Annotated in this window: 13 protein-coding genes and 1 tRNA gene; 7 read left to right on the top strand and 7 right to left on the bottom strand. The window is 42.8% G+C overall.

Features of this window, described 5'->3' with window-relative positions; all coding sequences use genetic code 11:
• Nucleotides 1-20 precede the first annotated feature (20 nt).
• From AM279_RS06155 to AM279_RS06140, 4 genes are all read left to right on the top strand, one after another.
• On the top strand, nucleotides 21-3,176 hold the full coding sequence (locus tag AM279_RS06155) for an efflux RND transporter permease subunit (RefSeq protein WP_054406870.1): 3,156 nt from the start codon (nucleotides 21-23) through the stop codon (nucleotides 3,174-3,176).
• Entirely contained in the window at nucleotides 3,176-4,582 is a 1,407-nt protein-coding gene (locus AM279_RS06150) for an efflux transporter outer membrane subunit (RefSeq protein ID WP_054406869.1), read from the top strand. Before AM279_RS06155 ends, AM279_RS06150 begins: the two co-directional genes overlap by 1 nt.
• Nucleotides 4,583-4,643: 61 nt before the next feature.
• Nucleotides 4,644-5,021, top strand: coding sequence for a hypothetical protein (locus AM279_RS06145; RefSeq protein WP_143090336.1), 378 nt, complete (start codon nucleotides 4,644-4,646; stop codon nucleotides 5,019-5,021).
• A gap of 11 nt (nucleotides 5,022-5,032) precedes the next feature.
• Nucleotides 5,033-6,118 (top strand): adenylate/guanylate cyclase domain-containing protein, encoded by a 1,086-nt coding sequence (locus tag AM279_RS06140; protein WP_054406867.1) that lies wholly within the window; start codon nucleotides 5,033-5,035, stop codon nucleotides 6,116-6,118.
• 140 nt (nucleotides 6,119-6,258) lie between these two features.
• Here AM279_RS06140 and AM279_RS06135 read toward each other — a convergent pair.
• The 5 genes from AM279_RS06135 to AM279_RS06115 all read right to left on the bottom strand — a co-directional run bounded on the left by AM279_RS06135 (nucleotide 6,259) and on the right by AM279_RS06115 (nucleotide 9,124).
• Nucleotides 6,259-6,333, bottom strand: a tRNA-Val gene (locus tag AM279_RS06135).
• Between the two features lie 87 nt (nucleotides 6,334-6,420).
• Nucleotides 6,421-6,798: a DUF4258 domain-containing protein gene (locus AM279_RS06130; RefSeq protein ID WP_054406866.1), complete on the bottom strand. Its 378-nt coding sequence runs from the start codon at nucleotides 6,796-6,798 to the stop codon at nucleotides 6,421-6,423.
• Between the two features lie 35 nt (nucleotides 6,799-6,833).
• Entirely contained in the window at nucleotides 6,834-7,658 is an 825-nt protein-coding gene (locus tag AM279_RS06125; RefSeq protein WP_054406865.1) for a sulfite exporter TauE/SafE family protein, read from the bottom strand.
• A 153-nt stretch (nucleotides 7,659-7,811) separates the two neighbouring features.
• The gene (locus tag AM279_RS06120; RefSeq protein ID WP_054406864.1) at nucleotides 7,812-8,375 is read right to left on the bottom strand and encodes a pseudouridine synthase; all 564 of its coding nucleotides are present in this window, start codon (nucleotides 8,373-8,375) and stop codon (nucleotides 7,812-7,814) included.
• A complete protein-coding gene (locus tag AM279_RS06115; protein WP_054406863.1) occupies nucleotides 8,375-9,124 on the bottom strand; it encodes a hypothetical protein in 750 nt (249 codons plus the stop codon). The genes AM279_RS06120 and AM279_RS06115 overlap by 1 nt, the downstream gene beginning before the upstream one ends.
• A 108-nt stretch (nucleotides 9,125-9,232) precedes the next feature.
• Here AM279_RS06115 and AM279_RS06110 point away from each other — a divergent pair, with 108 nt between their 5' ends.
• A complete protein-coding gene (locus AM279_RS06110; RefSeq protein ID WP_054406862.1) occupies nucleotides 9,233-9,694 on the top strand; it encodes an SRPBCC domain-containing protein in 462 nt (153 codons plus the stop codon).
• Nucleotides 9,695-10,088: 394 nt separating this feature from the next.
• Here the strand turns inward: AM279_RS06110 and AM279_RS06105 are convergent, their stop codons facing one another.
• Nucleotides 10,089-12,008, bottom strand: a complete 1,920-nt coding sequence (locus tag AM279_RS06105; protein WP_054406861.1) for a glycoside hydrolase family 97 protein — start codon at nucleotides 12,006-12,008, stop codon at nucleotides 10,089-10,091.
• A gap of 332 nt (nucleotides 12,009-12,340) precedes the next feature.
• Nucleotides 12,341-13,387, bottom strand: a complete 1,047-nt coding sequence (locus AM279_RS06100) for a GntR family transcriptional regulator (protein ID WP_054406860.1) — start codon at nucleotides 13,385-13,387, stop codon at nucleotides 12,341-12,343.
• A 260-nt stretch (nucleotides 13,388-13,647) separates the two neighbouring features.
• Here AM279_RS06100 and AM279_RS06095 point away from each other — a divergent pair, with 260 nt between their 5' ends.
• Nucleotides 13,648-14,832, top strand: coding sequence for a DUF4861 family protein (locus AM279_RS06095; protein WP_054406859.1), 1,185 nt, complete (start codon nucleotides 13,648-13,650; stop codon nucleotides 14,830-14,832).
• A 33-nt stretch (nucleotides 14,833-14,865) separates the two neighbouring features.
• Nucleotides 14,866-15,702 carry a 5-dehydro-4-deoxy-D-glucuronate isomerase gene (gene kduI, locus AM279_RS06090; RefSeq protein WP_054406858.1) on the top strand — a complete coding sequence of 279 codons (837 nt, stop codon included), beginning with the start codon at nucleotides 14,866-14,868 and terminating at the stop codon, nucleotides 15,700-15,702.
• Nucleotides 15,703-15,760 lie beyond the last annotated feature (58 nt).

Below are 15,760 nucleotides of genomic sequence, written 5' to 3'. Positions count from 1 at the left end.
TTTACTAATAAAACATATCTATGTTAAAGAATATAATAGACAGGCCTGTACTGGCCACAGTAATATCTACTGTACTGGTTATACTGGGTATCCTTGGTTTAACAAGGCTATCGGTAACCAGGTTTCCGGACATTTCGCCGCCTACGGTTATGGTTAGCGGCTCATATCCGGGTGGTAACAGCGAAACGGTTATACGTTCAGTAGTAACGCCACTCGAAGAGCAGATAAATGGTGTAGAGAATATGCAATACATAAAATCTACAGCCAGTAACGATGGTTCGTTTTCTATTAGCGTAATATTTAAACAGGGTGTAGACCCTGACCAAGCCGCGGTAAACGTGCAAAACCGTGTGCAGCAGGCCACGCCAAAGTTGCCGCAGGAGGTTGTACGTATGGGGCTTACCACCAGTAAGCAGCAAAACAGTATGATTGTTATCTTCAACCTGTACACCGAAGATAATGAGAAGTATGACGAGCTTTTCCTGCAAAATTATGCCAATATAAACCTTGTTCCGCAAATAAAGCGCGTGCCGGGCGTAGGGCAGGCGCAGATTTTTGGTGCTAAAGACTACTCAATGCGCATTTGGCTCGACCCAAGAAAAATGGCCAATGCCGGACTTGTGCCGTCAGACATTACCAATGCCATTGCCGACCAAAGCCTTGAATCGGCTCCCGGCAAGTTGGGCGAGGAGTCTGATGCCGCGCTGGAATATGTAATCCGCTACAAAGGTAAAAAGAACAAGCCCGAACAGTATTCAGATATTGTAGTTAAGAATGATGGAAGTAACCTGCTGCGCCTTAAAGATGTAGCCCGTGTAGAATTTGGTTCTATATCGTATAGCGGCGATAACAAATCGAACGGAAAAAATGCCGTTACCATAGCTATACTGCAAACATCAGGTTCTAATGCAAATGATATAGAAATTGGTGTAAACCAGGAAATTGAAAGGCTTTCAAAATCTTTCCCTCCGGGTATTAAATATACGGGTGTAATGAGCACCAAAGAACGCCTTGACGAAGCTACAGGCCAGGTAAAATCTACCCTTATTGAAGCGTTTTTACTTGTATTTATTGTTGTGTACCTGTTCCTTCAGGACTGGCGTTCTACCATAATCCCGGCTATTGCTGTACCGGTTGCTATTGTGGGTACGTTTTTCTTCCTGCTTGTATTTGGGTTTACCATCAACATACTTACACTGTTTGCATTGGTACTCGCTATTGGTATCGTAGTAGATGATGCCATTGTTGTGGTAGAAGCCGTACACAGTAAAATGGAGGAAGATGCGGGCCTTACGCCAAAAGAAGCCACCCACAGTGCCATGTCAGAAATCACGGGGGCAGTAATATCCATAACTCTTGTAATGTCGGCTGTGTTTATCCCAATTGGTTTTATGACGGGTTCATCGGGTATATTCTACAAACAGTTTGCCTATACGCTTGCCATAGCCATTGTAATTTCAGCGGTGAATGCGCTTACGCTAACACCTGCGCTTTGTGCCATTTTGCTTAAAAATACCCATGCTCACGGGCATGACAATAGTCATACTAAAACAAGCTTTAAACAGCGTTTCTTTACCGGATTCAATTCCTCATTCAACAACCTTACGGGCAGGTATATAAACGGTGTACGTTTCCTTATAAACAGGAAATGGATAGCCACTGGTTTTGTTTTGGGCATTACAGCGCTTGCGGTGTTCAGTATGGCGTCTACGCCAAAAAGCTTTGTACCGCTGGAAGATGACGGCTTTATGATTTATAGCCTTTCTATGCCGCCGGGCACCGCGCTTGACAGGACTACACAGGTTGTAAAAAAAATACAACAACAACTTGAGGGTGTGGAGGCCATAGATAACAATACCAGCATTACAGGTTTCAACATTTTGAGCAATAGTGCCAGCCCAGCTTATGCTATGGGCTTTATAAAACTGAAGCCAAAGAAAGAGCGCGGCGCAGTAAAAGATATTGAACAAATATTAGGCATAGTGAGCGGTAAACTGGCTACCATTAAAGAAGGCCAGATTATGGCGCTGCGCATGCCCCCTGTAGAGGGTTTTGGTGTAACCAGCGGTGCAGAGATTGTATTGCAGGACAGGACATCTAAAGACCCGGCTGTACTAAAAGCAATGGCAGACAGGGTTATAGGGCAAATTATGCAGCAGCCTGGTGTGCAGTATGCCTACACCACCTTCAGGGCAGATTACCCGCAGCTGGAACTTGAGGTAGATGAAGACAAGGCCAAACAAATGGGGGTGAGCATACGCGAATTGCTAAACAACATACAAACCTATTTTGCCGGAGACCAGTCGTCAGACTTTACACGCTTTGGCAAATTTTATAGGGTAAATGTGAAGGCCGATGGTGTTTTCAGGACCGATGAAGATGCCTTTAACGAAATTTTTGTGCGCAATGCCGATATGCAAATGGTTCCGGTACGCTCTTTAGTTACGCTTAAAAAAGTATACGGGCCGGAATCTGTAAACCGTTACAACCTGTACAACTCGGTTAGTATTACCGCAGTGGCCCTGCCGGGTTACAGCAGTGGCGATATTATGGAAAGCATTGAAACAGTTATGAATAATCTCCCATCTGACTATAGTTATGAGTGGACAGGGCTTAGCCTTGAAGAAAAAGCTGCCGGCAACCAGACTGTAGCCATCTTTGGCCTTTGCCTGTTATTTGTGTTCTTCTTGCTGGCAGCGCAGTATGAAAGCTACCTGTTGCCACTTGCTGTACTGCTTAGTATACCAACAGGAGTGTTAGGTGCCTTTTTAGGTATAAAAGCAGTAGTCTTAGATAATAACATATACGTTCAGGTGGGATTGATTATGCTTGTGGGGCTATTGGCTAAAAATGCCATACTTATTGTAGAGTTTGCCGTACAGCGAAGAAAATCAGGACTGTCACTTATAGACTCAGCTATTGATGGCGCACGTTCAAGGTTAAGGCCTATTATCATGACCTCGCTGGCCTTTATAGTAGGTATGTTGCCGCTAATGTTTGCATCGGGTGGTACGGCAATAGGTAACAGATCCATAAGTGTAAGTGCCGCCGTGGGTATGTTTAGCGGTGTAGTACTGGGCATATTTGTTATCCCTATACTGTACATACTGTTCCAGTACCTCCAGGAGAAAATATCCGGACAGCCTAAAACGGTTAATTCAACAATACAAGAATAATGAAAGCAACATATTATATAGCATTTGCTCTTACAACAATAAGCCTGTCATCTTGTGTGGTAGGTAAAAAATACCAGCGGGAGGAACTGAATGCTCCCGCTGCTTTCAGGGAAGATTTTAGGCTTACCGGAGACAGTATTGCAATGCCGTGGAAGGAGTTTTATAAAGACACTAAATTACAGGAGCTTATAGATAAAGCCCTGACAAAAAACTTTGAGGTAGCTACAGCGCTTAAAACTATGGAGCAGCTGGACCTGAACTATAAACAGGCTAAGTTGTCTATATTACCTTCGTTAGACCTAAATGTTAGTGCTAACAGGCAATATTTATCTAAAACATCACTTAACGGTTCTTTAAGCGAGCAGTTTACAGGGCAGGAATATCTTGACGATTATAATGCCAGCCTTTCACTTTCGTGGGAGGCAGATGTGTGGGGCAAGGCGGCTTTGCGCAAACGCGATACCCGTGCAGCCTATTTTGCCCAGAAAGAAAACCTTCAGGCATTAAAAACCAGGATTATTGTACAGGTGGCACAGGCATACTACAACCTGCTGGGTTTAGACGAGCAGCTTAAAATAGCCGAAAAAAATATTGAGCTTACAGACAGCACCTTAAAAATGATGCGCCTGCAATACAATTCGGGCACTATAAGCTCGCTTGCGTTAGACCAGACTGAGGCACAAAAGAAAACTGCCGAACTACTGTTGCCACAGGCTAAAGCCAGCATTGCAGTGCAGGAAAATGCATTACAGATTTTGTGCGGTGCATTTCCCGACAGGGTAGAGAGGGCCGGAAGCCTTGACAGTAATACCATAGAGGCTAAATTTCCGGCAGGGGTACCAGCCTCATTACTAAGCCGCAGGCCCGATGTAAAAGCTTCAGAATACCTTGTAATGTCGGCTGCGGCAAAGGCAGGGCTGGCTAAAGCGGCTATGTATCCGTCGTTAACTCTAACGCCATCTGTGGGGGCTAATACTTTTGAGTTTGAAAAATGGTTTGATTTTCCGGGGTCTATAACTAAAACCATTGCTGCCGGGTTAGTACAGCCGTTATTCAGGAAAAAGGAACTGAGTACCGCTTATAAAGTAGCGCAAATAGAGCAGGAAAAAGCGGTTATAGCCTTTAAACAATCATACACCACTGCTGTGGGCGAGGTTTCAGATGCCATGTCTAAACTAAAATATGCACAGGAAAGGCAGGGGCTGGTTGTACAAAAAACGGCTTCGCTTGATAAAGCGGTTAAAGATGCTAATTTATTGTATGGTAATGGTATGGCTGATTATCTTGAAGTAATTACAGCACAAAACAGTGCCCTGCAAAACGACCTTGAAGCTATAAATATTAAGCTTGAACAGGTTAATGCCATGATAGAGTTATATCGCGCCCTTGGTGGGGGTGTAGATTAGTTGTTGTTTATTATTCCCGTTCCTGATAAATATTTTCGGGAACGGGATTTACATGAATTATATGGTTAACGATACAAACCGCGAAAAGATTAAAGATGCTTTTGAAATATCTTTAACCTATCCATTTCTGGATGTTTTCATAGTAAGAGAAGCAAAATTAAATAGCGCTTTACAGTCTTTTTTAAAAAGTAAAGAATTAAAGTTAACACATTTTACTAAAGAGCTTGATATACATTTAAAAACGTCGGAGATAAAGAACGCCAGTGCTAAAGACATTTTAATTCAGCTTTTCTTTGTAACCCAATTACCTCCATCTACATTTTTGCAGAATGAATATTTAAAGCTTCAAGACGATAGGCATCCGGGTTTTGAAAACCATTATAGAACATTTTTAAGAGGTTTTATATTAGATACACTACTCAAATACCAAATTTTTTAAACTACCGGCAATTGATAGAAAACAAACATTTTTTTTACATAAAAGAGTTTTTACTGTCTGTAGGGCTTTGGGTTAGCGGATATGTATTTTATGTAATAATGACGTATAGCGTAATAGAGAGTGAGTATCTTTTGTCTTTTGGCATAGATAAAAACAGTTATAATATCTGGCTGTTTAGCCTTGCAATGTTAACCGGCCTTTTTATAGGCATAGTAGTAAACCTTTTACAGCTTTTTGTTTATAAGTATATATTATTAAACAAATCAATGTTGTTTTCGCTATTTGTACATGTTGTGGTTTTTATCTGTGTGTGTATTTTTTCAATTTATATTATTGGAGACAGCTTTTTGGGTAAATATTTTGAAGAGCATCATCTAATACCCGGAAGTGATAATTCTGCGGGTTGGGTATCGTCCTTTATATTGTATTCTGTTGTTTTACATGTTATCATCGATTTTTTTCTGATGTTCAGGAAAAAAGTAGGCAAAAGCTTTTTTAAGCAAATTTTTAATGGGCTTTACATTAACCCAATAGAAGAGTACAGGATTTTTATGTTTTTAGACATGACATCATCTACAATATTGGCAGAGCGATCTGGACACATATTATACAGCCGGCTTATTCAGGATTGTTTTGCAGACCTTAATGATGTAATGCTAAACCATGATGCAGAAGTGTACCAATATGTGGGCGATGAAGCCGTAATTACCTGGAAAGTAGATGAAAAATTTGACCGTCAAAACTGTTTGAAGCTCTACTTTGATTTTAGCGCCGTGTTAATAAATAAAAAAGAATACTATTTAAAGAATTATGGTGTGGTTCCGCAATTTAAGGCATCTATAAATGAGGGAAAAGTTGTTGTGGCAGAGATGGGCCTTACCAAAACAGAAATAGCATATCATGGCGAAGCTTTACATATTTGCTCAAGGGTTTTAGATTTATGCAACAGTCTTAAGGCTGAGTTACTTGTAACAGGATTTTTTTTTAAAAGCCTAAATTCTTTACATAATTATAAGTATACACTAATAAAAAATATAGATTTACGTGGTATAGAAAATAGTACTGATTTGTACAAGATACATTACAGGAATTCTTGAAAAAATAATTTCTGTTATTTTTATTAGTCAATACACACTAAATCAGTACGATAATTGCGTAGGGTCTCAATCCCGTTTTAGTTTCGTATACTTGAATAAAACAACGCCATTGGATTTCAATGGCGTTGTTTGTCTTTCTGTGGGCGATGAGGGATTCGAACCCCCGACCCTCTCGGTGTAAACGAGATGCTCTGAACCAACTGAGCTAATCGCCCTATTTTGCAATGCAGTGGTTAATTCCGTATTGCGAGTGCAAAGATAGCACAGTTTTTTATATTTGCAAGGCTTTTGTTATAAAAAAATTATGGTTTGGTTATATCTTCCAGTACCGCCTTGTGCTCGTAGTTTGTAATATTGATTATAATGTCTTCATTATTAAAGTTCCGGCCTTCTATAATGTATGTTTTGCCACCACCTTTATGGGGTGTATTACTTTTGCCAAAATCTACATCGCCATACTGCAGGCTCTTTTTAATATCGTCTTTAGTGGCTATTTTTTGGTCAATTTTGCCAAGGGCTTCCTTAGAATAGGTAATTCCTTTACTGCGGATGTTTTTTAAAACCCTGCAATTGGGCAGGTAGCAAAATTCCTGCCCGCGTTTGTTAAAGATCATTGCAACTAAAAAACCTCCCATGCAAAGGCCAAAAAGATAGTAAGCAAGACGGTGCTTAAATTTCATTTCAAAAAAATTTTGGCAAAGGTAAGCAATAATACTTAATGGGTATTAAAAAGTATGCGTATGCCCACCAAAACCATACATGCACTAAGCACCTGAAGTATAACGCTGCTTTTAAGCCTGTGTGAAAAAAATGCTCCAAGCTGTGCACCCGGCACAACACCCAGCGAAAGATAGAGTACCATATTAAGCGTGTCGGTTTGCTCATAAGTGCCCATAACGGCGTGTGTAACCACTGTAACCGTTGCCATTATGGCCAGTATAAAATGTGAGGTAGCCGTAGCCACATGCACGGGGAATTTAAGCCAGTTAACCATAGCGGGTACATGAATAATACCTCCGCCAATGCCCAGCAGGGGAGAAATATAGCCCACAATAAGGCTTATAAGGTTGCCTGTTGTGTTGTTGTAACAATACGTATAGGTAGTGCCGCTGCGGTCGGTTAGGGTGTGGCTGGTGTGGCCCTTTCCGGGAACAAACAGTGCAAGCTGCCTTTGTGATATGCTATTTTTATAAAAGAGGTATACTGCGAGCAATACCAGCATGATTCCGAAGATGATATTAAAAACCCCTTGTGGAATGTACTTTACCGTTAGCGCACCCAGTATAGACCCGGGTATGGTAAACAATGCAAATACAACCCCCGCCTTATAATCTATCCTGCCGGAACGGGCATAAGCCATAGTGCCCGATATGGCGTTTACACTTACCACCGCCATAGAAATGGCAACGGTAACTTCCGGGCCAAGATCCGGGTAAAAAATAAGCAGGAACGGAACCAGTATAAAACCGCCGCCTGCGCCAATGAGCGTGCCGAAAGAGCCTATTATAAAGCCTATGAGTATTAGGGTTATTACTTCCAATCAGATGGTTTTTTAGCGTGAGAACTTTTACAAACTTCTTAAATATTATAAGAATTTCATAGTGTTTGCTGAAATATTTTTCCTGAAACTATCTGATAATGAGTAATATGGTAAGAATATAGATTTGGTAGACTAATTTAGAAACCAGCGCATTTACACGTCAAAACCATCAACTTCGTGCACCTGGCCAGGCTGTAAATTATTTAAAAAAGTATTGCCTACACGCACCCTTACCAGCCTTAGTGTGGGGAAACCTACTGCTGATGTCATTTTGCGCACCTGGCGGAACTTGCCTTCGGTAACGGTAATGCTAATCCATGAGGTGGGGCCATGGCGCTCATCGCGAATTTTTTTGCTGCGCTGGGGCAGGTCAGGGGCAGGTATAGCTGTTGCTTTGCAGGGCAGGGTAGTATATTTTGTCCCTTTAAAGCCTATCTCCACGCCGTTTTGAAGCTGTTCTATAGCCAGGGGAGTTACAAGGCCGTCTACCTGGGCATAATATTCTTTTTCTACCTTTTTGCTGCGCACAATTTCGCTCATCATGCCATCGGTAGTAAGCAGCAGCAGGCCCTCGCTGTCTTCGTCAAGGCGGCCTATGGCCATTGTGCCTTCAGGAAAATCATGCAATTCGCCTAACAGCTTTTTGTTGCGCTTAAGGTTGTAGGTAAACTGGCTCAGGTAGCCCCAGGGCTTGTAAATTATAAAATGGCGGTGCATTAATGGTCTTCTTTTTTATCCAGGTGCCAGGTGGCATCAACCTGCTTTAACAGTTCTAAAAGCCCGCTTTCGTGGGCGGCGCCATACAGTATGGCAATTTTGTTGTGCTTATCGGCTATAATGGCATCGGCAAGGTTTTTATTACGGTGCCTTAAAATTAAATCGTTGGCCTGAGAGCGCTTTTCACGCCCGCAGTCATACTTATCCTCAAGCGGGGTGGTATAATCGCACACGTCGAGCTGTATGGTGCCGTACTGCTTTTCATATTGCTTTATCAGTACGTTTAACGGAACATCTACAATGCGCCCGCTAAGAGTGTCAACCCCCAGCTTGCTGTATACAGGCTGGTTTATAAGCTCTTTTTTATTGCTGAATTTCCGGCCCATGAGCCTGCCGTTTATGGTATCGAGGTAGCCGCCCTTGCCCAGTGTAACCCCCATAAGCCTGCGTACCTTTAGCTTAAGCGTATCCCGCTGTTGCGGTGTGAGGCTGTCGGTTACGCGCACGCTTTCCATATACACGGTATAGCCTTGTTTTTGCAGCGAGTCTACCCGTCGGGCTACATTGGCATAAAACTCCTTTGGGCCTATGTGCTTCATGGGAATATAGGCTATTGACTTAGTGCCGTTAGTGTACACACTCATGGGCGACTCTTTTTTGTTGATGCCCAAAACACTAAGTGCCAACGACATGCACGAGGTGGTAAGCAGGGCAAAGCACGCTATTAATAACAGGTTGCGAAATTTCATGGCTATTGGTTAACTGATGCTAAGATAGCATAACTTATTGCCAAAACAAAAGCGGGTTAGGGCAGGGTTTGCTATATTTGGTACAACCAACTTCAAAAAAAACAGCGTATGAGCAACAACCTTTTAACCGCAACGGCTTCCATACAGGTTTTAAAACCTGTGGCCGAAGTATTTGAAATGATACAAAACCCGCAAAAGGGCATGGTTAACTTCTGGATAAACAAGAGTAGCGGCCCGTTTACTGAGGGGGCGATGCTGCAATGGGGTTTCCCGGAGTTTGATGAACAATTCCCCGTAAGGGTAGGGAAGGTGATTGATGATGAGCTTATCACTTTTTACTGGGAAGCTGAGAATGGCAAGGAGCATGAGGTGAAAATGGCCTTTGCCGATTACAAGGGGAGTACCGTGGTAACCATTACCGAAAGCGGCGAACCCAATACACCCGAGGGGCTTAAATGGGCCATAGGTAATACCGAAGGCTGGGCTAACTTTTGCGCCTGCCTTAAAGCCTGGGCTGAGCATGGCATTAATTTGAGGAAAGGCGCTTTTGATTATCGATTTGAGGGGTAATTTTCAGTCGACATTTTTAATAGATGGAACGCGGATGACACGGATTAGGCGGATTTACACGGATTTTAAATTTTAGATATTGAGGTTTAATTACCGAAATTGATTGCCTACGGCAAAGGGGCACGTTACAATTTGATATCTACCGAAATTGATTGCTTACGGCAAAGGGGGCAATGCTACAACTTCATTACATACCCAAATTAATTGCCTACGGCAAAAGCGGGTGGAGTAATATATACTATGCGGTATTTATTTGCCGTTAGGCAATGAATTTTGGTAGCAAATGATAGTATGGGGTGTTTTCCCGTTAGGGAATACATTTCGGTAAAGGATAAAAATAAAAGCCGGTGCAATCAACGTGAGTGCACCGGCTTTTTAATTATGTATCAAAAACTTACTTTATAAACTGTATGATAAAGCCGCCTTTTGGCGCCATGCTGTGCTTAAAGCCTGAAGCAATAGTATGGGTTTCTACCTTAAAGCCCATAAGCGGGTCGGCCCCTTCAGATATTATAAGGTATTTAGAATAGCCTTTGCCGTATTTTGCAAGGTCTATACTAACCTCATTTGCAGCGTTTGTGCCATTTATGCCCACAATGTAAGACAGGTTGCCTTTTTGGCGTGCCAGTACCAGTGCTTTGCCGGGTTCGGCAACAATGCATTCGGTTTTATCCCAGGTGGCAGGCAGGTCTTTCAGCAGGGTTTTTACTTCCGCCGGAAGCGACTCAAATACCTCTTTAGAATCGGCAAAGTGTATAATGCCCGATGTATAGGTCATGGCCGTTGCCAGCTCGTGTATGGCGGTGTTAAGGCGTGGGTACAGCCTCATGGTAAGGGCAAGCGGCGTGTAGTCTGCCGGGCCGGCTACGTTGCGTGTAAACGGCAGTATGGTGTTTTGTGATGCAGCCAGTTCCGGGAAACGCGGCTCATAAAAATAGCTTTCGGTACCTAAAATACCCTCGGCCGTAACAAAGTTAGGCCAGGTGCGGTGCCAGCCGCGCGGCATGGTGGTGCCGTGCAGGTTAACCAGCAGGTGCTCTTTTGCAGCGTCTTCAAAAACCTGTGGCAGAGTGGCCAAAACCTCCTGCCTGTCTGAACACCAAAAGTCTATCTTAACCCCCTTAACGCCCATAGCGGCAAGTTCCTTAAACCTTTTTTGCCTCCTTACAGGGTCATAATATTCAGATGAATAGCCCCATACCAGTGGCTGAATGCCTTTGGCAAGTGCATGGTCTATAATTTTGCCCTCCTGGTTGGCTTTTTCCCAACCGGCATCAAACAGGGTATACTTAAAGCCAAAAGCGGCAGAAACATCTGTAAACTCCTTGTATATCTCCGGCGAATGGTCGTCAGGGTGCGACCACCACGACCATGCTGCCTTGCCTGATTCAATCCACGAAGTATCTTCAATTTTAGAAGCAGGGGCAAGGTCGGTTATCAGGGTAGACAGCAGGATATCCCCGGCGTTGTCTCCCACTACAATAACCCTCCACGGCATTGTCCACGGCAGGTTAGCCTCGGGGTAGGCAATTTGCTTTTCGGGCAGGGGTAGCGTAAACTTCTCATCAGCCTCGGCAAACGCAATTTTGTAGGTGCCGCCTTTGCTGTCGGGGCTCAGGTGGCTGCCGGGAAACGTACCCTCACCGCCTGATTCGGCAATAAGCACCCAGCTCTTGCTGTCGTTAACGTTAAACAGTGCAGGCATACACCAACCCACAGAAGCATTGCGCGCACCACTTATAGGGGCGCCCGGCTTGGTATTTACATAAAAATCTTCATAACCGGGGGTGTAGTCTCCGGCCTTGTTGTAGGGCTGTAGCCATCCGCTGGCGTTTTCAGCAATATGGAAACCGGTGGTTTCGGCTTTTAGTGTCCTCTTGCCGGTGCCTTCCGGAAAACGGTAGCGGAACGCCACGCCTTCTTCGGTAGCCACCAGGTCGAGTATTACGGTAGCGCCTTCGGCATTTTTAAAGGTAATGCTCTTAGTTGTAAGGATGTGGTCGGCCGTTTTGTTGTTGGCCACCTTAAGCTCATAGGTTTCGCGACGCTCTTCGGTTTTAGAAACATCGGCCACGGTAAGGCCCGTCAGGAAATTGAGGTCGGCACACTCAAGGCCCAGGGGAGAGTCTAAAATAACCGTGTTGTTTTTTCGGGTAACGTTGTAATGAAGCTGGCCGGCATCATTAAGGGTAAGTGTGATTTTGTTTAATCCGTCTTTAGATTTTACCGAAAGGGCATCGCGTTCGGCTGAGCAGCCGGTGAGCAAAATCCCCAGCGATAAAACCGCTGTGTGTAGCAGGATGTTTTTTTTCATGATTGTTTTTAGAATGAGATTTGTGTTTGGTTGTACTATACTATTCTATTTTTTTACGAAGATATACATTTTTTTTAAATGTCGTAAAAATAGGAGCGATAAAGTAGTAAGTCAAAAAAATAGGGGAGGAAAAAATGAATAAATGAACAATTTTATATTATCCATTTTTTGAAAGAGGTAAAGCAATCACAAATTTGATATTTCACACCGTGAAAACAAACTCCAAAAGTGAAATATTAAGCACTTTTTGGCCTTAAATTTCAGAATTTTCATGCAAAAAAAAAACCTGGCGGAATTTTGCGGCAGGTTTTTTTTGTACGTTTTATATTACTCTATAATGAGTTTCGCTCAATATATTTAAAGACGTTTTTAACGTGTTCTTTCTTGTTTTTCATAACCATATACGCAGCAGATTCGCCCATGGCTACAAAATCAGTACTGATAACGGTAATGCCAAGTAGCTCTTTTAGAGGCGTTTCGTTGTAAGAAATGATGCCAATATCAGTGCCCAGCTGTAGTTTGTTGTTCCTAACCTGGCGCATAAGGTTAACGAGGTCGCGCTCCTGGATGGTAATATATACGTCTCGGCCTTCAAACTCCATATCGTCATAAATTTCCTCAAGTATCTCAAAATCAATGTTAAACTCAGAGCAAAACTTCTGAAAACCGTGCACAATGCGGCGCGGGTAGGGGTTAACGGCCTTAGTGGGATACACTAAAATTACCTTGTCATAGCGCTGTATTTTCTCCAGTCCTTCCTTAAGGGCGCTGTAAATATCGTTCTTAAAATCCTGATATATAGTACCATAGTCGCCACGTATGCCGGGTTTTGTGTTGTCCATCATAATCAGCTTGTCCTTGGGTATCTGCTCTATAACGCTGATAACCTTATCGGTATAGCTTACATGGGTAGAGTTTTCATCCCTAAAGTGTGACATGATAACATAGTAGTCATAAGCGCCTATGTTTCGTTCTAATGCATTGATAAACAGTGTTTCATCGCAGTGATACAGGTACATTTCCACATGGCCCGATGCGCCAATGGCGTTAACAAAGCTGTCGTAAATAAGCATTTTGTAGGTACTTGCCTTATTTACAAGGAAGAAGATATTGAGCTTATCTACCTTTTCGGTACGGGTTATGTAGTAGCCTTTTCCTTTAACGGAAACTATTGTTTTCCTGTCCCTCAGTATCTTATAGGCTTTTTCAACGGTATCGCGGGAGAGGTAGCACATTTCGCTAAGCTCGTTAATAGAGGGTATTTTCTCGCCTACTTTTATATTGCCCTTAGCAATATCGCCCAGAATAGAATCAACAATCTGCTTATACTTAGGTATACGGGAGTTTTCATTGATATTTAATTCAAACGTTTGCGTCATGGCTCAAAAAATTTTGTTAAAATGTAAATGTATTAAAATATTGGTAGACAGGTGCTATTTTTCCGGGCTTTTTTAGCAGGACACTACAGGACATTACACGATATGCTAACCCCTATTTTTGGAAATTACAAGTGTGCGGTAACGTTACAAACAAATAATGCCGGTTTTTCGTACAAAGCAGAAAAATGGCTTATTTTAGCGGATAGTATAATTAAAAGCCTAAGCTTTTTAGCTGTAAAAAGGCTCACAAAATAACACTAATGAAGATAGTAAATAACAGGCAATTTGCTGTGGCTGTTGCTCTTATGGCAGCAATGCCGCTTTTTGCCCAGAAATCATTAAACGTAACTGTTAAAAACACCCTGGGTTTTGAACGTAATGAGGTTGTAGCTATTAAGTATAAGGATTTGGCAGAAGTGCTTAAAGGCCGCCAGGAGCAGGAAATAGGTGTAAAAAATAAGTCGACTGGTAAATGGCAAACCCTGCAATGGGTTGATTATGATGGAGATGGAAAAAATGATGAACTGCTGTTTATGGCAGTTATAAAAGCCAATGCCTCAACAGAATATATAATTGAAAATGCCGATGGTAACAAAGCGCCTGAGAGTAATATTGTGGCATATTCCCGCTTTGTACCTGAACGTACAGATGATTATACCTGGGAAAATGATAAAGTAGCTTTTCGTACTTACGGGCCTGATGCCCAGCAGCGTACTGAACAAAAACGTGAAAACGGCACCCTGAGCAGCGGTATAGACATCTGGCTGAAACGAACGCCTGAGTCTGTTATAAACAGTTGGTATAAAGGCTACCAGACAGACCCAATGTATTATCATAAAGACCGAGGAGAGGGGTATGACCCGTATCATGTTGGGGCAAGCCGTGGCACAGGCGGCACAGGTGTTTGGGAAAAAGACAGCCTATTGGTTTCCAAGAACTTTATAAGCTATAAAACCATTGCACAAGGCCCGCTGCGTACTGTATTTGAGCTACAATATGCGCCTTACAGTGGCTATGATGTAAAGGAGACCAAGCGCATTTCGCTTGACCTGGGCAGTAATTTTTCAAAGTTTGAAGTACGCTACAAGTCAGTAAACGTGTTGCCAAACTATGCAGTGGGCATTACACTGCACGATAATAAAGGCAAAACCGTGATAAGTACCAATAAGGGGATTTTTGCCCATCATGAAGCCATTGATGGTCTCTATGTGGGTGAAGGCCTGGTATTTCCGGCGGGAATAGTAGAAAAAGCCTTTGATAATAAGAGTAAAACCAAAGACCAGAGCAACCTGATAGTGCTTACTAAGCCATCTGGTGAGGTAACTTACTATGCCGGTTTTGCCTGGGAAAAGGGTGGTCAGGCTAAAAATGCGGCTGAATGGGAAGCCCTGCTTAAAAAACAGGCCGAGATAATAGCAAGCCCGCTTGCCGTAACTATCAAATAATTAAGATAATAACCAAACACTACAAACATAAAAATGACTAAGTCTGAATTTCGCTACGCGCACCACCCTGAAGATGTAAAATACTACACTACCGAAGAGCTACGCGAGCATTTCCTTATACCCACTGTTTTTGAAGAAGATACCATTAGTTTAGTATATACCATGTATGACCGCTACATTGTGGGTGGCGCCATGCCGGTAACCAAACCTCTTGTGCTGGAAACTATTGATGAACTTAAGGCAGAATACTTTTTAGAACGCCGTGAGCTGGGCATAGTTAACGTGGGCGGTAAAGGCCGCGTTACGGTAGACGGTACTGTGTACGAGCTTAATAAAAAAGAAGCCCTGTATGTGGGCAAAGGAAATAAAGAAGTAATTTTTGAGGCCGTAGATGGCGAACAACCTTATTTCTATATCAATTCGGCGCCGGCGCACCATGCTTACCCTAACAAGAAAGTAGGCAAGGAAGATGCCGAGGTTATTGAACTTGGCGACCAGAAAACGGCTAACCGCCGTACACTTAATAAGCTTATTGTTAACAGTATAGTGCCTACCTGTCAGTTGCAAATGGGCTTGACAGAGCTTCATGAAGGCAATGTATGGAACACCATGCCATCGCACACGCACACCCGCAGGATGGAGGCTTATTTTTATTTTGATCTTGCTAAAGGCCAGACTGTAAGCCACTTTATGGGCCAGCCCGATGAAACCCGCCATATTTTTATGCAGGGCCACCAGGCAGTTATAAGTCCTGAATGGAGCATTCACTCAGGGTGCGGTACCAGCAATTACTCATTTATTTGGGGTATGGCAGGCGAAAACCTTGACTATGGCGATATGGACGGTGTGCCTACCGATGAGCTTAAATAATCACGGTAAGCAGTATAGTCATGAACCAAACCAAACCGACCATCTGTAAAATAATATT

The organism is Flavobacterium akiainvivens (assembly GCF_001278115.1).
Classification (GTDB): domain Bacteria; phylum Bacteroidota; class Bacteroidia; order Flavobacteriales; family Flavobacteriaceae; genus Flavobacterium; species Flavobacterium akiainvivens.
Note: the sequence above shows the minus strand (reverse complement) of the source record. Positions and strands in the feature narration are given on the sequence as shown.